This is a genomic window from Microscilla marina ATCC 23134 (assembly GCF_000169175.1).
In the GTDB taxonomy this organism is placed as follows: domain Bacteria; phylum Bacteroidota; class Bacteroidia; order Cytophagales; family Microscillaceae; genus Microscilla; species Microscilla marina.
This window is the reverse complement of the sequence record NZ_AAWS01000047.1, coordinates 52,082-70,995: the sequence shown is the minus strand read 5'-3', so window position 1 is coordinate 70,995 and position 18,914 is coordinate 52,082. Positions and strand designations below refer to the sequence as shown.

Genomic DNA, 18,914 nt, shown 5'->3' with positions numbered 1-18,914 from the left:
GGTATGTGGAGTGTCCACCTTGACAGATATACCGTAATCAAACAAATCACTAAAGAGCGACAAGATAAAAAGAAAAGATGACGCAGAAAGTAATTCATTATGACAATAAAAATGCCCTTGTAACAACAGATAGTTACAAGGGCATTTTTGTATAATATATGAAAACCAAAATTTACATTTTTTAACCAAGCAAAATTCAAGATTGAGTATTTGTTTTTTGCAAAAAAATGGAAGTAAGCCCCTCCCTGGCGCAAGCTTGCAGCTTGTGTCCAGCGTAGTAAATTCAAGATTGAATATTTGTTTTTTGCAAAAACATGGAAGCAAGATGCTTCCTCAATACAAAGGCACAAGTTACGCTACGCTAAACTTGCGCCAGAAGGGGTTACGCTACGCTAAACTTGCTAGAGTTTTCAGTAAAGAGGCATCTCCTTCTGAAGATATAATGGGAATTCCTGCAAGAGTATTGTTCGAACGATCATATTCGGGTAATTCAGCAAGAGTATTGAACGTAGCCTTACTTGAGCACATAATGGCTCTTAAGAAACCTTCAATAGGGACTGTATCCCAGAAAATAATCTCATTATTTTCGATCGGTTTTTGTGCTTCCACAATGCCATTATATACTTGGTTTCGACTTGCTTCATTTTGCTTCGACCAGAGTTCTTTGGTCTTTCCCCAATCTGTTTTGGTCTTTCTCAAACCTGTTGTGAGATCTTTTGATTGCACACCTGGAACTTTACCCATGCCGTCCATACTACTTACTCGCCATTCACCCTTTTCAAGAATCTCAGGAGAAAATACTAATTGTACTTTACTTTTAGTATTTGCCCCTACTCCATATCCTTTTACAGGCCACTTTGTATGTGTGCTTCCAACTAAGCGTAAATATACACCTAAAGCTCCACCACCTGTTTTATCAGCAGGTCTTGAGTAATCTTCACCTGGTCCTAGACGGCGATATGCGCAAGATAGGTACCCTTGCTGAATTACTCCTTTAACATGGTCTGCATCAATTCCATGAACCATACAAGCTGTTTTACTAAGTGCAACTTGTTTTATTTTTTTACTTGGTGGTGAGGATGCCATTTTAGGAACACCCTTCTGACCAATTTTTGAAGGATCATAGCTAGGCTCCACAGCCTTTTTACTTTGCTGTTCTGTAGGTATCTGGGTTACCTTGGTAGACTGACTATTTTTAGTTTTGGCAACTGTTTTTTTATTAGAGTGTTCCTTGAAGCCCGACAAATCTACCCCATGTTGGTTGCCCATTTGGGTTTTGAGGTCGTTGGTTTGGGCTGTGCGCTGAATGGGCTGGTGCTTTGCCTTGTGCGATTGGTTATGGTTCCGGCGCTGAATGGGGCGTTGTTTGGCTTGCAGGGTGGGTTGTTGCCCTTGGGCACTTTTATGGGCCACCTCGCTTGGGCGTTGTGCCGTGTTTTCTTGAGCTTGTATTGCCCCTTGGTCTTTGTTTTGTTGTGGTTGCTTATGTGTATGCATTCCCTGTTTGGTTTATTGAATTATTAAATAGCAGGGAGGCAAATTATCAACGTGCCAGATAGCATCCAAAAACATGGCGTAAGTGGTCGTTTTTGTGGCATAAGCGGTAAAATTTACGGGTTTAACCGAGAAAAAAGCGATAAAAAAGGTGAATTACGAATGAGGGAATTACGAATTACGAATTAAACAATTACGAACCGACCGCAGGGAGCTCTGCGTAAGCTAATTACGAATTACGAATGAGGGAATTACGAACCGACCGGAGGGAGCTCTGCGTAAGCTAATTACGAATGGGCGCGAAACGCAGTCAAAACTATGGGTTGCCAACTTCTAACTAATTCGCAAATATGATAATTTAAGGCTAAAGGCTCCATACAAACAGTTAAACAAAAGCTAAAAACTCATCGTAGCTCAAGAAAAAGCTAAAGGCTCATCATAGCTCAAGAAAAGGCTAAAAGCTAAAGGCTAAACTATATCGTAGCTCAAGAAAAGGCTAAAGCTACACATAGAACAAAAAGGCTAAAAGCTCCCTACAAACAACCAAAAAAAGCTACAAGGCTCATCATAGCTCAAGAAAAGGCTACAGAAGCTCCCAAAACTTAACAGCAATTTAACACACAAAAACACCCTCTTTTTTGATATTGTCAGAGTTTTTATTGTACATTAGCGGCGAAGAAAATCATTCATTACTCTTTTAAACAAAAAAACTTGTTACAACATTTAGCAAATAATGCCCAAAACCTGACAAAAACGACTGCGTGTTGTTGTTGTGTGGCTGCATTGTGCGTTGAGCTAAATGGAGAGACAATGGTTTTGAACCCAACATAGACTTATAGTAAACATAAGATATAAAGATTTCAAAAGCCTTTCCTTAGTTCTAACGAACCGGGGAAAGGCTTTTTTATTTTTTAGTTAGTAGTTGGGAGTCAGTAGACGATAGCAGAGCAAATAGAAGTAAAGATTGCAAAAACTACAAACTACTGACTCCCAACTTCCATCTACCGATTTTATAAACCATTAAAAAATCAATCTATTATGAAATCGGTTAGTTTTATGAAGATCAGCCAAAAACTTGCAGTTTGTCGCTAAAAGCACCGATATGCATCGGTATCTAAGGACTTGAGTCTGTAGAGGCTACCAACTACCGACTCCCAACTAGTAAACTAAAACACATAATATCAATATGCAAACGCTCACGATTGACTCAACACTGGAAAAACGCCTGCATCAGGTAAGCCAACTCATTGGCAACACGCCTTTGGTGGCGCTAGACCGGGTGTATAAAAACCCAAAAGTACAGATTTTAGCCAAACTCGAATGGCAGCAACTAGGGGGCAGTGTAAAAGCCCGCCCTGCTTTCAATATTATCAAACAAGCCATTCTGCACGGGCAACTCGACCAAAACCGGGTGTTGCTAGACGCCAGCAGTGGCAACACAGGCATTGCTTATGGGGCAGTAGGCGCGGCTTTGGGCATTCAAGTAGCGCTTTGCCTGCCCGAAAATGCGTCTAAAGAACGAAAAATGATTTTGCGCGCCCACGGGGTAGACATTGTCTATACACCTGCCACCGAGCTTACCGATGGCGCCCAAATAAAGGCAAAAGAACTGCACGCCCAAAACCCCGATTTGTATTTTTATGCCGACCAATACGCCAACCCACACAATTGGCAAGCCCACTATGCCCACACTGCCCCCGAAATCATTGAACAAACCCAAGGAGAAATTACCCACTTTGTGGCGGGGCTGGGTACTTCGGGCACTTTTATGGGCACCAGCCGCCGCCTGAAAGAATATAACCCAGGCATTGAAATAGTATCGTTGCAACCCGACTCGCCCATGCACGGGCTGGAAGGCTGGAAACACATGGAAACCGCCATCGTGCCCCAGTTTTATGACGACAGCCTGGCAGACAAAAACCTGGAAGTAAGCACGTTTGACGCTTATGAATTAATAAAAGAAGTGGCACAAAAGGAGGGTTTACTCATTAGCCCTTCGGCAGCAGCCAACCTTGCAGGAGCCATTGCCCTTGCCGATACTATAGAGGAAGGAACCATTGTCACGATGTTTCCTGATAGCGCCGACAAATACAGTGAGGTACTCAAGCAAGTGTTTAATTAAGGGGTAAGAATTTTAAATTAGGAATTGGATGGCTTTTAGGATGGCTTTATTGTTTGATGGTTTGCGAAGTGTAGCTAAAAAACTACCCACCATCAACTAAAGCAAACACAATACTTTCAGATAATCAAGGCTCAAGGAAGCAACTTCCATCTACCGATTTTATCAATCCTTAAAAATCAATGTATTATAAAACAGGTAGCATGCTTGCAAACCAGCCTAAAGCTAATGACTAAAGGCTAATAGCTTTAGGCTGTAGAAGCTATGGACTATCAACTATCGACTAAAAAATGAAAACACTGAATATTGACCAACAAGCATTAAAAGTAATGCAAAAGCACGCAGAAGCCACTTACCCCAACGAGTGTGTGGGTTTTTTCTACGGAAAAGAAGATGAGCAAACACGCTACATCGAGCTTGCTGTAGAGGTACCCAACAGCAAAGAAGGCGACCAACGCCGCAGGTTTGAGGTAGATCCGCGTGACTATATGAAAGCTGAACGCTACGCCCTCGAAAACAATACAACTTTGTTGGGAGTATACCATTCGCACCCCGAACACCCCGCCATTCCGTCAGAACACGACCTGAAGGTGGCACAACCTTTTTTCTCTTACATTATCATATCAGTCAAAGGAGGCAAAAGTGTAAAAACACGTTCGTGGCAATTAGACAACAACCAGGCATTTGCAGAAGAAAATATTTTGCAGTTACAAGCATGAGAGTTAATTACGAATGAGCGCGAAGCTTTTTAATTACGAATGAGGGAATTACGAACCGACCAGAGGGAGCTCTGCAAAGCTAATTACGAATTGGTTAATTACGAATTACGAATGGGCGCAAAGCGAGGCTAAAAGCCAATCAAAGCTCAAGAAAAAGGCTAAAGGCTAAAAGCTCATCATAGCTCAAAAAAAAGGCTAAAAGCTCCCTACAAACAGCCAAACAAAAGCTAAAGGCTAAAAGCCCAGCGTAGCTCAAGAAAAAGCTAAAGGCTAACGGCTAAAGCTACACAGAAGAACAAAAAAAGCTAAAGGCTAAAAGCTAAGAAAAAAAATTCACATAAATTCAAAACAAAACCATTACAATGGCAAAAATTATCATACCAACACCTTTAAGAAAGTTCACTGAAAATCAAGCAACTTTTAACGGCTCTGGCGACACCGTAGGGGCAACTATTGTTAATTTGACAGAAACTTATCCAGACATTAAGCAGCATTTGCTGGATGAAAGTGGTAAATTCAGAAACTTTGTGCGGGTTTTTATCGGCGACGAAGACATCAAGGCGCTGCAAAATGAAGCAACCGAGGTAACAAAAGATTCTGTCATCAGTATTGTGCCTGCCATTGCGGGGGGAAGTATTTAACATTATACAAGCGACAAGCAATAAGGTACAAGCAACAAGTTTGGGCAAGTAAAGTAAGGCTTGTGGCTTGCTGCTTGTGCCTTGAAGCTCAACAAAAGACACATGAAAAACATCACATTTAGCAAAGAAGAACTGGAACGTTACAGTCGACACCTGATCATTCCAGAGTTTAATATAGAAGGACAACGCAAACTCAAAGCCGCCAAAGTATTGGTGGTGGGCTCTGGGGGGCTGGGTAGCCCACTATTGCTCTACCTCACGGCAGCTGGTGTAGGTACTATAGGCATTGTAGATTTTGACGTGGTAGACGACTCTAACCTACAACGCCAAGTGTTGTTTTCGGTAAAAGATGTGGGCAGACCCAAGGTAGAGGCCGCCAAAGAACGTTTGCAAGGCTTGAACCCCCACATTAAGTTTAACTTGCACAACGAGCCACTTACCTCTCACAATGCCCTGGACATTGTCAAAGACTATGACCTGGTAGCCGATGGTACCGATAACTTCCCAACCCGTTATCTGGTAAACGATGCTTGTGTACTTTTGGGCAAAACCAATGTATATGCTTCTATTTTTAGGTTCGAGGGGCAACTCTCGGTGTTTAATTATACCGATAAAGACGGCAAGTTAGGCCCTAATTACCGCGATTTGTACCCCACTCCTCCCCCACCAGGCTTGGTACCCAGTTGTGCCGAAGGCGGCGTGATTGGCGTATTGCCAGGCATTTTGGGTAGCCTACAGGCAAACGAGGTGATCAAAGTAATAACTGGAGTAGGCGATCCCTTGTCAGGGCGATTGTTTTTGTACGATGCGGCCTCGTTTACTACCCGTACGCTCAAGATTTACCGCGACGAAAACAACCCCATCAATGGTAAAAATCCTACCCAAACCGAGTTGATTGATTACCAACAGTTTTGTGGCATTACCCCTGACGCAAAAGAAGAAAAGCAGGTAAAAAGCGTGACGGTAAAAGAACTACAACAGTTGCTGGATGACAAAGAAGAGGTACAGGTGATTGATGTACGCGAAGGCTACGAATATGAGATTGTAAACATCAATGCTGAGCTGATTCCACTAGGGCAAATAGAGGCTCAAGTAGATAAAATTGCTTCTGACAAAAAAGTGGTGGTGCATTGTCGCAGTGGCAAGCGTAGCACTGATGCTATAGAGTTGTTAGAGAAAAAGTATGGCTTTACCAACCTTTACAACCTCGAAGGGGGTATTCTTGCCTGGGCAGACGAAATAGATACTTCATTGCCAAAATATTAGTTTAAACTGCAAAAATACAATATGAAGACCATCAACCTTTAAGTGGGTTGGTGGTTTTTACATGATGGGTAATAAATTCTTGCTAAATTTACTAATCTTCTTAACACCACTCAATGTATATTGCAGAGCATTACAAAGTTTCCTTGTGGCATAAACAATTAATAAGACTCATGCTTTCTTTTAGCAAGACCAATAACTAATTGTATTAGACCAATGACAGCAATTGAAAAACAATAATCATATCCAACATTATTTATTGACAAAAGTATAAAACCTAGTATAAGTCCCACAACCAAAAAAAGTGCCCCAAAAACTATCCTAGTACTAGGTTTTTTGACTACAACTTCCTCTTCTCGTTGATTTACCCGCTTTATTGATGCTTGCTGAGTATGAATGGCAGCCAACGTTTTTTGTGCTTTCTCTTCAGAGTATCCGAATTTATCACCCAACTTATGAATTATTTCCTTGCTTGAAAAGGCATTATTAACCCAAAAAACGACTTTTGCTTGTACCTCTTCCTCTATTTCTGTCAAAAAAGATAAGCTATTTTGGTACTTTTGATCAAGGCAATATTGAGCCATTTTACTTAAAGCTATTTCTTCAGCCTCTCTTTCTGGTATGCCACTCAATTTCAAGTCTTGAACCAACTGACCATAAAGAGTATCTTCTGATGAATAAAGTTGATCAGCTTCCAACATCATTCCCAGTTCTCCTGAATGATAGCGGTGAATAAGTTCACCAGCTACTATTCGGTCACAGTTGAGGCTGGACATAACTTGTGTGACTATTTCATCGTGAGAGTATCCTGCGACCACCCACCGAGCTACAAGCATTAAATCACGCATATCCTTAGACTCTTCGTCTGATTTACCCATTGATATTTACTTAAAAAAACACATGCAATTGACAATGAGATAGCTATTTTCATTAGATATGAAACTTATCCCTACCCCTAAAATAGTGAAAAAATGGGGTCAAGAAATAAGCTACCAAAGTTTTCTTTATATAAGGCTTTCTTATTAAAAAAGGGTAAACCGATCGGGTTATAGAGACACAACCCTCCGGGGCAAGCCCAGAGCAGGCGAGACGGAAATGTAGTTATAAGAGGGTAAATCCTGATATACGCATTGGCGTCAACTTAACTTTTCAGCTGAAGGCTTTAAGTTACTAATAAACAACACCTTAATTTAAAAATAAAGAACTTTTAAAGTTACTTGATGTGCGTTAGGAACACACGCGGGACGCGTGCGCCAGCCTTGGGCTCCCAGTTGGTTCGTAGTTTCCTCATTCGTAATTCTTAATTAGGAGTGTATGAAGTTTTGTTATTTACTGATAATAAATGTTTTACAGAATCAAAACGAATTCAAATAAGGTCATTTATTCCTTTAAAAGACGTTTTATGCACTCAGGTTTTGCTCTTCGCATGGGCAACCACAAGGGATTGCCCCTACATTTAGCACCTTGATTTAGATATAAACCCCTGTATATCAAAGATTTTAAAAACTTCGTACAGTCGTAATTCGTAATTGACTAATTTCGTAATTTCACCATCCCTTTCAAATAATACAAAATTGACTGATATTAAGAGAAAACAGGTGAGGTTCTATTAAATATTTTGTTGGATTGTAATCGTTTATTTTATTTACTTGTATCTTTGAATATTAAAGTACATACATTATTTATTGAACGATGCAAGCGACGACTGAGACTAATATCACTGACCAGCAGGTGTTTGACCTGATAGGGGCAGAAAAAAAACGACAATTAGAGGGTATAGAACTGATTGCTTCTGAAAACCTGGTTTCTGAGCAGGTAATGAAGGCAATGGGTACTGTGCTGACCAACAAATATGCAGAAGGTTTGCCGGGCAAGCGTTATTATGGCGGTTGCGAGGTGGTAGACCAGATAGAGCAACTTGCCATTGACCGTGCCAAAGAGTTGTTTGGGGCAACCTGGGCAAACGTACAGCCTCACTCTGGCGCCCAAGCCAACGCAGCGGCATTTTTGGCCATGTTGAACCCAGGCGACAAGATTTTAGGTTTCGACCTATCGCACGGTGGCCACCTTACTCACGGCTCTACGGTAAACTTTTCGGGTAAAATATACCAACCTTCGTTTTATGGAGTAGAAAAAGAAACCGGGCTGATTGACTGGGACAAAGTAGAACAAACGGCCGTAAAAGAGCAGCCTAAGCTGATCATTTGTGGAGCTTCTGCCTATTCCCGCGATTGGGACTATGCGCGTTTGCGTGCCATTGCCGACAAAATAGGCGCTTTGTTATTGGCCGACGTGTCGCACCCCGCCGGGCTAATCGCCAAAGGTTTACTCAACGACCCATTGGAGCACTGCCATGTAGTAACTACTACCACCCACAAAACTTTGCGTGGTCCTCGTGGTGGTCTGATTATGATGCGCAATGATTTTGAAAATCCTTATGGCATTAAAACTCCTAAAGGCAAAACCCGCATGATGTCTTCATTGCTTGACTCTGGTGTTTTTCCGGGTACGCAGGGTGGTCCTTTAGAGCACGTCATTGCTGCCAAAGCTATAGCTTTTGGAGAAGCATTGAGCGATGGTTTCCAAACTTATATTGAGCAAGTGCGCAAAAATGCAGTAGCTATGGCAGATGCATTTGTAAAAAAAGGCTACAATATTATTTCAGGCGGTACCGACAACCACTTGATGTTGATTGACTTACGCTCAAAAGATTTGACCGGTAAAATTGCCGAAAACACGTTGATCAAAGCCGACATTACCATCAACAAAAATATGGTGCCTTTCGACGATAAGTCGCCATTTGTTACTTCGGGGATGCGTATAGGTACGCCTGCGGTTACTTCTCGTGGCTTGGTAGAGGCTGATATGGCTAAAATCGTTGATTTGATTGATACGGTTTTGATGAACCACGAAAATGAGTCTAAAATTGCAGAAGTAAAACAAGAAGTAAACAACTGGATGAACCAATACCCTTTGTTTACCTGGGGTGAGTAATAGTAACAAGCCATTAGGCACAAGTAGCAAGTGTTGACCTGCTTTGAACGGCAGGTTTAACCAAAAAAGTGGTTACTTGATTGTTTACCTACGGTGAGCTCGTCACAGCAAACTGCCCCGATGAATCGGGATTTATAAATAGGTTCGCTTCGCTGATTGTTATAATTGTTAAATGGTTGCGCAAAGCGGTGCATAAACTTTATAAACCCAAACCTTTTTACTTTTGATGAAGTTATAAATGAACTTGTTCAATGTCGAATTGTTAAAGATTTGTATAAATCGGTACTTATACATCGAGTTTTTATAACTTTGGCATGTAGAATAATCAATTCCATCCTTTTGTTGTTGTTTCAAAAGGATGGAATTGCTTAAGAGTAGTTAAAGAAACATACATAACGTAAGTTACAGTTTATAAAATTAGCGCTTTGACTGTACTCTTAATAGTCACTTGAAGCTCGTAACTTTTACCTTGTAGCTTAAATTATACATAACAGCCAACACCATGAGTAATAAACCACTGGATCAGATGGGGGACGATGAATTAGATGATCTGATCACCGGAAAAGAGGAAGAAACCACTACCGAAGTAGCTAAAGTGGAAGAAGAACCTGAGGAAGAAGAAGGGATGTCGTTTGTCGACCATCTCGAAGAGCTTCGCTGGCACCTTATCCGTGGTATTATTGCTGTAGCAGTGTTTACTATAGTAGCCTTTGTATCCAAAAAATTTGTCTATGGCGTATTGATACTGGGACCATCTAAAGCCGACTTTTGGACATTCAAAATGTTGTGTGCATTTGGCGAAATGATTGGTTCATCGGTACTTTGCTTTAAGTCGCTTGCCATTAAGTTTCAAAACGTCACCATGACGGGGCAGTTTATGATGCACATCACCTCGTCTATAGTCATTGGTATTATTTGCGCATTTCCTTATTTTTTCTGGGAAATTTGGCGTTTTATCAAGCCTGGTTTGTATAAAAAAGAACAGAAAGCAGCCCGTGGAGCTACTTTTTATGTAAGCTTCTTATTTATGACAGGCGTGTTATTTGGTTATTATATCATCGCTCCTTTGTCTATCAAGTTTTTGACAAGTTACCAACTGGACGCCAAAATTGAAAACATCATCACTATAGCCTCTTATGTGTCTATTCTGATGACCCTGGTACTCGCCTGTGGTATATTGTTTCAGTTGCCCGTAGTAGTATATTTCTTGGCAAAAGTAGGGCTCATCACTCCTACATTTTTGCGGGCCCATCGCCGTCATTCGGTGGTTATTATTCTGATTTTATCGGCAGTACTTACTCCCCCCGATATATTTAGTCAGGTGTTTATTGCTATGCCTTTATCTTTCCTTTACGAGGTGGGCATTTGGATAGCAGTGCGGGTAGAACGCCAACGCTTAAAAGAGCTTGCCGAAGAGGAAGAGAAAAAAACGGTCAAAGAAGAAGTAAAAGAAGGGTAGACTCCAAGAGTCAGTGAAAGTCAAAAATCCTGAAATTTCACAGAGAAATTTCAGGATTTTTAACTTATAGCTGACCTTTCGCAGGTTAAAAATTTGTTTAACAAAATATTATACCAATCTTCAAAAAAGCTAATAAAATACAATGATTCGAATATCTGTGAGCCGTTACTTCCCCGAATCAAGTTCGGGATCATGGATTTTCTATAGGTGAAAAAGTAACCAAAACCGAAGCCCCTTTGGGGCGAGCTCTGCCTTTTCGGCTAAACCCCACAGCTGTAGTTTGTTTTGCCTAAATCTGTTACACTACGCCGAACCGCAGGGCGAAGCCCAAGTTTTAAAATCCCGAACTTGATTCGGGGCTCTGCCTTTTCGGCTAAACAGCTCAAACTCGCCTCTGGCTCAAACAGTGATCTGTTTAGCTAAAGTAGAGCTCGGCGCAGCAGAGCTGCAGCCTCGGTTTTACGGCTTCGTTTCACAGATTCCCCGAATACAAGTTCGGGATTTTCAACTTAACGGCAACAAACTAAGGCTGAATCTAGCTGACGCACTCATAAACCCATACTGTAATTATTTTCAATTAAACAGAAAAATCACTGCGAAAGACCAGCTTATAGCTAATTGCTTATTGCTGCCTTGCCCCTAAACTGCCACCTCGCTCTCTACAAAATCGATGATCAACTTCATAGTTTGGGGGATGGCTTCCAGGTTGAGGGTATGACCAGCTTTGGGTATACGCTTCATATCACTCGTAGGAATATGGTCGGCTATTGCCTGATTGATGGCAGGAGTACACAAAATATCCTCTTCCCCTACAATTACCCTTACGGGAACTTTGATTTTAGCCAACTCCTTTCGGTAGTCGCCACTTTCGGCAGTTGCCTGCATCAATTTCATTAGGTTGGTAGTGGGCAGGTGTAAATCTCTTCTGCCATTTTTTATTACCTCTATGGGAATCAAAGGATTCTCAAAATAAGAACGCCCCAATACTGCGGGCAACATCACATCTAGCATCAATGGGTAGCCTCCAGATTGTAAAGCACTGAACCAAGACACGCCAAAGGCGTCGAACATGGGGGGCTTATGGGCAAAAGAAGCCATAATAACACTTTTGGTTACTGCCTGGGGGTAATTGACCAATAGCCGTAGACTCACTGCCCCACCATACGAAATGCCAATAAGATAAATGTTATCAAATTTGAGCGCATCTAACAGGTGTTTTACATCGTTTGCGTGGTCTTCAAATGAACGAGCCTCTGCCGGAGCATCAGATTGCCCCTGAAAGATGAGGTCAACCAGTACAATCCGGTAATTTGCTTTGAGCGAAGGCAGGTAACCGGTCCAGGCAATGGTAGACTGTGATAAGCCACCTAAAAAAACCAAAGTTTTGTCTGCATCAAGGTTGCCCTGTACTTCGTAGTACATTTTTGAGCCGTCGGGTAGGGTATGGAACACTAGTTTGTGGGAGTTTAACGTTGAAAAATAAGATATTTTAACGCTAATAAACTAAAAGACTTGCGATAAAGCAAAAAACTGCCACGACTTGAGTCTTGTCGCTGATCGATTTCGTATAGTTATAAAATTAATCACGTATAGTAACGGTTGAAAAATAAAATATCCATTTGGAGATAGAGATTTGCTGTCAAGTCATGGCGCTTTTAACGAAGCATTGATAGTGAAGATTATTCCCGAAATAGAAAAATCATTTTTTGTCCGTTACATAGTTGAATTTTTAAGCCGCTTATGAAGCAGACCATTTATTTTGTTTATTGTTTTTTTATAATAGCTTTCTCTACCCATGCCCAACAAGGAGCTTTTCGTTTTTCTGCCAATACCAGTGTCAAAGACTACCAGCCTGGCACGATCGTATACAAACTAAAACCTACAGCTACCCAAGCCCCTGCCTATGGGCGTAACCAGACCTTGAGCTACCAACAACCCCAGGTTTTGACCGAATTCAAGGCGGCTCAGCCAATTGAGAAATTTCCGCATGGATTGTTGCCTAAAACCACTGCCAACGATGATAAACTTGCCAAAAATGAATTGGCCAGCAATGGCCTGCAACAACTTTCGGGTATTTATACAGTGTTGGTACCTTTAAGTATAAACCTGGAACAGGCAATTAGCCAACTTAGACAAGACCCACGGGTAATTTATGCTGAACCAGTGTATACCAATTTTCGAGCGCTCAAAGGTAAACCCTCCACCAAGGCAGTGCTCAGCCCCAACGACCCAGAACTAAACAACCAATATTACCTGGACAAGGTAAAAGCCAAGCAAGCCTGGGATGTACAACAAGGAGCACCCTCGATGTTGATTGGAGTAGTTGATTTTGGTTTTGAGATTGACTTGACTATTCCGGCAGCACACGGCGATTTGACTAACAATTTTTTTGGGGCGATAGATGTTGGTAACGTATTTTCGAGTGATAATAACCTGACTTATAGTGGTACCCAAGACGCTCACGGTACTCAGGCATTGGGCATTACCTCGGCTACCCCCAACAATTCGCTCAATATAGCAGGCATAGGCTACAACTGTAAATACATTGCAGTAAAAGCAAGCGACGACACAGGGCAACTGACCAACCCTTTTGGGGGCGTACAAACAGCTGCCGCCAACGGAGCTAAAGTAATTAATATGTCTTGGGGGCGCCCGGGGCAAGCCAGTCGCTTTGAACGTGATTTTTTGACCGCAGTTGTAGAAAAATATGATGTGGTACTGGTAGCCGCTGCCGGGCAAGATATTGAAACCTTTACCACCGGAACAGAACGTTATTGGTACCCAGCTTCTTATGAAGGCATCGTACTGAGCGTGACGGGCTCCAATCAGACCGACGAAAAAATGGGCTCGGTTGATTTTAACGAAAAAGTAGGGCTGATTGCCCCCGGACAAAGTATAAGAACACTGACCAAGGGCAATACAGTAATTGATGCTGCCGGCACTTCGTTTTCGGCTCCTATAGTCACTGGTGCAGCAGCGTTGGTAAGGGTACAATACCCCAGCCTAAACGCAGCTCAGGTGATAGCCCGCCTACGCGCTACAGCAAATGCCAGTATGGTATACGATGTGGCTGCCAATAGTAGCTATACAGGCAAGTTGGGGTCGGGTATGGTAGACATACACAAGGCACTGACGGAGGTAAACCCCAAATTTGTTACTTTGTCTACCCATTCGTTCAAAGATCCGCTTGCCAAAGCAGGTACAAACGCCGAGTTGGTGTGTAGCTTCAAAAATCAACTCACGGCAACTGCCAACCTTCAGGTAGAATTGAGCACCACTTCGGCTTTTGTTAGCATTCATCAAAACACTGCTACACTAGGGGCATTAGGCACCTTGAACACTACCGATAACTTTGCCACTCCTTTTGGCTTGAGCATAGCGGCCAACACCCCTGCCAATACCAAAGCGTTTTTTACGCTTACCTTCAAAGATGGCGCTACTACCCTGCACACTTTGTCTTTTTACGAAACCCTCAATCCTACTTTTGCTTCGGGTAATCGTATGATCAACCTCACCGCCAATGAGCTAAAGCTTAGTATAAACGATGTAGGCAGACTCGGAATTTACGATGATCCTGGGGCTACTTTTAACCTGGGGCTCAATTACAAAGGGAAAATTATATTGAGTGAAGCGGGTTTGATGTTGGGCACAAGCAATAGCAAGGTATCGAGTCGGATAAAAACCACTGAAACTAATTTTAGTATTACCCGTGATGACAAGTTTACTTCTGCGCAATCGAGTATTCAGTATTTGATAAATAATGATACTTTGCAGGATGTGACCACAGTGTATGAAGACATCACCAACAACACAGAACGCATAAATATAGAAGTGCAACAACGCACCCGCGCCTGGAGGGGTACCAATAAAAACCACTTTATTATTGTAGAATACAAACTACGGAATGTAAGCGGCGCCATGATCGGCCATTTGTATGCAGGCATATTTGCCGATTGGAACATAGGCGACTTTCAGGATAATTCGGTGGCTTGGGAGGCCGATAGTAGCTTTGGTTATGTGCACAATGGCAGCACTTATGCTGGGATAAAGTTGCTTACTACCCAAAACCAAACGCCTACCTACCGTGCCATCAGCAATTCATCTGCCGCGCTCAATATTAGTGGTGACTTTACTACCTCCGAAAAGTTTACCGCCTTGTCGAACACTGATTTGAGTACCAACAATACCGCCAATAACGCTGACGTATCACATGTAGTAGGGGCACAACTGAGCAACCTTGCCCACAATGAAACCCGCACCGTGGCTTTTGCCTTGATGGTAGCCGATAACCTAAATGACCTTAAAACGGTGAGTTATAACGCGAAAAAGCAGTTTTTGATCGCCAAAACCGCCCCCTTGCCCAACCTTGGCAACCCCACGGTATGCCAAGGCAGCAGTATCTCTTTGACTCCATCTAATGGCACTACCTTTGAGTTTTACGCGGCGCCTCCCCCTGGCTTACCACTGCATACCGGGCGTTCGCTCAACGTCAACAATGTAAGTGTGACAGATACTTTTTATGTGGTAAACAAAGATTCTCTTGAAGCAAGTGCCACCAAACAGGTCATTGTAAATGTGGTTCAGCCTACCGCTAGTTTTACTCTATCGCAAGACACTATAGAGGTGAACGAAACGGTGGGTCTGAATGACTTAAGTACAGGCGCCAACCAATGGAACTGGGACTTTGGCAATGGACAAACTTTTAATGGCAATGCACCCTCAGCCCAAACCTATAGCACAGCAGGCACTTACCAGGTCAAGCTTACTACAACTTCTGCCGCTGGCTGTACTCATTCGCTTGTTAAACCTTTGGTAGTGCTAGATTGTAGCGGCAATACTGACGCTATAGTGACCCGTACCGATACTCTGGACATAGGTGGGGTAAATGATACGTTGAGCTTTAAAAATACAAATACAGCGGTAGTGGCTTACCAATGGGACTTTGGCAACGGCCATACTTCGGCAGAAGCCAACCCACTCCAGTTGTTTACTACAGTAGGCAATTACACGGTAAATCTTACTACCACCCACTCCAACGGATGTAAAACAATCTCTACCAAAAACCTCACTGTCATCAATAGTTTTACAGTAGGAGTAGCAGAGAGGCTCAAAAAACAAATAAAGCTGTATCCTAACCCCTCAGAGGGAATGTTTAGACTAGCTTTGCCTGCCTTACCTGCCAAAGCCCTGGTACGCCTGACCAATGTACATGGGCAGTTGTTGTACTACCAACAAACCCAGCACAAAGGAGCACAAACAATACAAGTCAACCAGCCTCACTTGCCCCCAGGCGTGTATATTTTGCAAATAAAATGGGGTGACGATGTATTGACCAAGCGAGTCATTATTCACGTCCGATAAATGGTATGTGCTGAATAACCAACATATTAGAATCCTGTTTGGCGAAGTAGCCAGGCAGGATTTTTTATGCATAAAAACTATGAAATATAACCATGGTAGAATAACTTGGCTTAGCGCTTGGTTAAACGTTACCTAATAGGCACTTTACGCGATTTTGCCCTTTTATGTTGTTCAACCGAACCTACCGAAAATTTAAACAAGCTCTTAGGAATTGTTCAAAAATAAATTTACACTCTGAGAGGTGATTTTTCGCCTTGATACTTCGTTATTTTTAGCCGTTGGCAGAGCTCGGCACAGCATAGCTGTAGCCATCGGTGATTGCCCGTAGCGCTGCTATGGGCGCAAAAAATAGCCTCGTCTCAAAACAAAACCTCTACCTCAAGAATGGTAATTTAATTTCTCACCATTCCTTATATTCTGGTGGTAGCACTTTTTTAAACATTATACTATGAAAAAACTACTGACAGTGAGCCTACTTATGCTATTAGTTACTTGGGCTAAAGCACAAAACACCCCCATTATTAGCCCTGTAAGTGCTCACAAAGTAAAGATTAGCGCACACTATCAAATACAGCTCAACGATGCACGCAACCAGGCATACTTGCTGCCCCAGCAAGAGCTGGGGCGCTGGCTCATAGCGGGTGTTTTGGCAAAAAAAATCACCCCTTATTACTATGCGCGCGCTACCCCAAAGCATACTGTCCGCACAATGACACCAGGGGCTTTTCGACAACGACTCAAGTACTATGACAGTGCAGTGGGTGACTCGGTAGAGGTAAGCCCTGCTGATATGCATTTAGTTGAATTGCAACTGATGATTGATACTGATGAATCACGAAGTAAACTCGATGAAAAAATTGAGTATTTGAGTATTTTTTATCTCAACCCTATCCAAAACAAAAGCCTGCCTATGGCTACTTTTGAATATACCCAGGTACGCAAATACCTCAAAAGAAGATTTAGAAAGTCGCTCCGTGCCCATTACTTTGAAGCACTGGAGGCTGTTTGGTACCCTGCCCTAAAAAAACGCCAGTTAATAGGCATGCATGAGGCACTTGAACGGCATTGGTATGCGGGCAAACTGATGTATAGTAATGCTGGACCGGGTAGTAGTCAGCGGGTAGCCTTGCCGCTTAACCATCTAATGTACGCTCAAGTATATGGCAAGCGAGTACCTCAATTTAACCCTGACACTGCTTTGCGGCTTAAGCCCTATTTTATGCCGGTGGGCAAACGAAAAGTGCGCACTACACTATGGCAGGCTCTAGACTTAAGGCAAGCCCCCAATAAAGCATACAATCAAGGGGCATACTCTTTGAGCGCAGCCTTGATCAAGGGGATTAGAGCAAAGAAAATACAAGCTTATTACCACACCAGTGCGCCTTTTATTCGCCGAAAGGCCAATAAGATGCAGGTAAAAGACTTTGAACAACACCTGACTTATATACAAGAAAATGACACGCTCAAGGTAAATATTGACAGTTTGTATTTGGTAGGAATGCACGGATTTTATACGCAATATACCCGCAAAAACAAAGTAAAAAGGCAAGTGCAGGTGCTTACCCTGATGATACCCCAAGGCGCTACTACCGAAGCCGCTTTTGGTAACTTAAGGGTGGCAAATGTGCCTTACAAGCAGGTAGTAAGGTATTTGAGAAAACTACAACGCAAACAGCCCACTGCTTATGCCTGGGTAAACAATTTTATAAAACGAAAATATCACACAACCCTTGTTCGGTTTTCGCACCCTCAGAATGATTACCTGAAAAACATTTTGCGACTAAAATTTCCCCAACTTTCTTTAGAAGAAATAGAACAAAAGTCTTTGCAGTTTGGTTTGGAGGTAGGCAAATTGCTCAACATAAAATAACGTACTTTTTCAATATTTTTAAGGTTGGTTTGTATCTATATACTAAAAAATAGCCTACTTTTGATAATCAATTAGATGGCAAATAATTAAGATAGTTATTTTTTTAATGATGCCTGTTGCAACAATTATCAAAAAACTACCTTAAATTACAAGTCAAGAAAAACTTTATAGGAATGATTATTTTTATTTTTTTAGCTACCCATTGGTACTTATCCTTGTTTTCACAAACCTTTTTCCTCCATCGTTATGCTGCTCACAAGATGTTTACGATGTCTAATTTCTGGGAAAAGTATTTTTACATTTTTGCCTACATTACGCAGGGATCGTCTTATATGAGCCCTTATGCCTACGGCGCTATGCACCGTTTGCACCATGCTTATGCAGATACTGAAAACGACCCTCACTCACCAGCTTACGATGCCAACCCTTTTGCAATGATGTGGCGGAGCAAAAATGTATACATGGACATTTACCAGAAACGCGTTGATCTGGAAGATCGATTTGTGAAAGACTTGCCTAAATGGCATTGGTTCGACAGTTGGGGCAACAATTGGATCAGTCGTGTTTTATGGGGACTGTCTTATATTGCTTTCTACGTAGTATTTGCTGAGTATTGGTGGATGTACTTATTCTTACCTATCCACTTTATTATGGGCCCCTTTCATGGAGTGATTATCAACTGGATTGCGCATAAGCATGGCTACCGTAACTTTGAGGTACAAGACACTGCCCATAATATTATGCCACTTGATGTATTTATGATGGGCGAAGGCTACCACAACAACCACCATGCCAACGGTAGTCGGGCCAACTTTGGGGTTAAATGGCACGAGATAGACCCTACTTTTGTGGTCATCAAAGTGCTCAATGCCTTGCATATTGTCAGGCTGGTGCCCGAAAAAGTAACCAAAGCACAAGAAAAACCAAAAGAAACGGTGGCAAGTTGATAAGACTTACAGAAGCTTGTCAAGGCCTAGAGGCAATTATAGCACTT

General features: G+C 42.2%; 12 protein-coding genes. 9 read left to right on the top strand and 3 right to left on the bottom strand.

Annotation, left to right across the window (positions count from 1 at the left end; all coding sequences use genetic code 11):
- Window positions 1–387: 387 nt before the first annotated feature.
- Window positions 388–1,497 (bottom strand): hypothetical protein, encoded by a 1,110-nt coding sequence (locus M23134_RS29560; RefSeq protein ID WP_002702738.1) that lies wholly within the window; start codon window positions 1,495–1,497, stop codon window positions 388–390.
- A gap of 1,183 nt (window positions 1,498–2,680) precedes the next feature.
- On the opposite strand from M23134_RS29560, the gene M23134_RS29555 reads away from it, so the two are divergent.
- The 4 genes from M23134_RS29555 to moeB all read left to right on the top strand — a co-directional run bounded on the left by M23134_RS29555 (window position 2,681) and on the right by moeB (window position 6,239).
- Window positions 2,681–3,616 carry a PLP-dependent cysteine synthase family protein gene (locus M23134_RS29555; protein ID WP_002702737.1) on the top strand — a complete coding sequence of 312 codons (936 nt, stop codon included), beginning with the start codon at window positions 2,681–2,683 and terminating at the stop codon, window positions 3,614–3,616.
- 287 nt (window positions 3,617–3,903) lie between these two features.
- A complete protein-coding gene (locus M23134_RS29550; RefSeq protein WP_002702734.1) occupies window positions 3,904–4,332 on the top strand; it encodes a M67 family metallopeptidase in 429 nt (142 codons plus the stop codon).
- A gap of 362 nt (window positions 4,333–4,694) precedes the next feature.
- The gene (locus M23134_RS29545) at window positions 4,695–4,973 is read left to right on the top strand and encodes a MoaD/ThiS family protein (protein ID WP_002702732.1); all 279 of its coding nucleotides are present in this window, start codon (window positions 4,695–4,697) and stop codon (window positions 4,971–4,973) included.
- A gap of 111 nt (window positions 4,974–5,084) precedes the next feature.
- A complete protein-coding gene (gene moeB / locus M23134_RS29540; protein ID WP_316928814.1) occupies window positions 5,085–6,239 on the top strand; it encodes a molybdopterin-synthase adenylyltransferase MoeB in 1,155 nt (384 codons plus the stop codon).
- Window positions 6,240–6,397: 158 nt separating this feature from the next.
- On the opposite strand, the gene M23134_RS29535 is transcribed toward moeB, so the two are convergent.
- The gene (locus M23134_RS29535; RefSeq protein ID WP_002702728.1) at window positions 6,398–7,114 is read right to left on the bottom strand and encodes a hypothetical protein; all 717 of its coding nucleotides are present in this window, start codon (window positions 7,112–7,114) and stop codon (window positions 6,398–6,400) included.
- 814 nt (window positions 7,115–7,928) lie between these two features.
- Here M23134_RS29535 and glyA point away from each other — a divergent pair.
- Together glyA and tatC are read left to right on the top strand one after the other, a co-directional pair.
- The gene (gene glyA, locus M23134_RS29530; RefSeq protein ID WP_002702726.1) at window positions 7,929–9,230 is read left to right on the top strand and encodes a serine hydroxymethyltransferase; all 1,302 of its coding nucleotides are present in this window, start codon (window positions 7,929–7,931) and stop codon (window positions 9,228–9,230) included.
- 502 nt (window positions 9,231–9,732) lie between these two features.
- Window positions 9,733–10,689 (top strand): twin-arginine translocase subunit TatC, encoded by a 957-nt coding sequence (tatC, locus tag M23134_RS29525; RefSeq protein ID WP_232296846.1) that lies wholly within the window; start codon window positions 9,733–9,735, stop codon window positions 10,687–10,689.
- Window positions 10,690–11,328: 639 nt separating this feature from the next.
- Here the strand turns inward: tatC and M23134_RS29515 are convergent.
- Window positions 11,329–12,141 carry an alpha/beta fold hydrolase gene (locus M23134_RS29515; RefSeq protein ID WP_157558711.1) on the bottom strand — a complete coding sequence of 271 codons (813 nt, stop codon included), beginning with the start codon at window positions 12,139–12,141 and terminating at the stop codon, window positions 11,329–11,331.
- Between the two features lie 288 nt (window positions 12,142–12,429).
- On the opposite strand from M23134_RS29515, the gene M23134_RS29510 reads away from it, so the two are divergent.
- The 3 genes from M23134_RS29510 to M23134_RS29500 all read left to right on the top strand — a co-directional run bounded on the left by M23134_RS29510 (window position 12,430) and on the right by M23134_RS29500 (window position 18,867).
- Window positions 12,430–16,050 carry a S8 family serine peptidase gene (locus M23134_RS29510; protein ID WP_002702718.1) on the top strand — a complete coding sequence of 1,207 codons (3,621 nt, stop codon included), beginning with the start codon at window positions 12,430–12,432 and terminating at the stop codon, window positions 16,048–16,050.
- 448 nt (window positions 16,051–16,498) lie between these two features.
- The gene (locus M23134_RS29505) at window positions 16,499–17,920 is read left to right on the top strand and encodes a hypothetical protein (protein ID WP_002702716.1); all 1,422 of its coding nucleotides are present in this window, start codon (window positions 16,499–16,501) and stop codon (window positions 17,918–17,920) included.
- Between the two features lie 173 nt (window positions 17,921–18,093).
- Window positions 18,094–18,867 carry an acyl-CoA desaturase gene (locus M23134_RS29500; RefSeq protein ID WP_045114589.1) on the top strand — a complete coding sequence of 258 codons (774 nt, stop codon included), beginning with the start codon at window positions 18,094–18,096 and terminating at the stop codon, window positions 18,865–18,867.
- Window positions 18,868–18,914 lie beyond the last annotated feature (47 nt).

Bases quoted from the DNA above. Each gene is read 5' to 3' on its own strand.
- M23134_RS29505 (WP_002702716.1), top strand. From the start codon at position 16,499: ATGAAAAAACTACTGACAGTGAGCCTACTTATGCTATTAGTTACTTGG.
- glyA (WP_002702726.1), top strand. From the start codon at position 7,929: ATGCAAGCGACGACTGAGACTAATATCACTGACCAGCAGGTGTTTGAC.
- M23134_RS29535 (WP_002702728.1), bottom strand. From the start codon at position 7,114: ATGGGTAAATCAGACGAAGAGTCTAAGGATATGCGTGATTTAATGCTT.
- M23134_RS29550 (WP_002702734.1), top strand. From the start codon at position 3,904: ATGAAAACACTGAATATTGACCAACAAGCATTAAAAGTAATGCAAAAG.
- M23134_RS29560 (WP_002702738.1), bottom strand. From the start codon at position 1,497: ATGCATACACATAAGCAACCACAACAAAACAAAGACCAAGGGGCAATA.
- M23134_RS29545 (WP_002702732.1), top strand. From the start codon at position 4,695: ATGGCAAAAATTATCATACCAACACCTTTAAGAAAGTTCACTGAAAAT.
- M23134_RS29500 (WP_045114589.1), top strand. From the start codon at position 18,094: ATGATTATTTTTATTTTTTTAGCTACCCATTGGTACTTATCCTTGTTT.
- M23134_RS29555 (WP_002702737.1), top strand. From the start codon at position 2,681: ATGCAAACGCTCACGATTGACTCAACACTGGAAAAACGCCTGCATCAG.
- M23134_RS29510 (WP_002702718.1), top strand. From the start codon at position 12,430: ATGAAGCAGACCATTTATTTTGTTTATTGTTTTTTTATAATAGCTTTC.
- tatC (WP_232296846.1), top strand. From the start codon at position 9,733: ATGAGTAATAAACCACTGGATCAGATGGGGGACGATGAATTAGATGAT.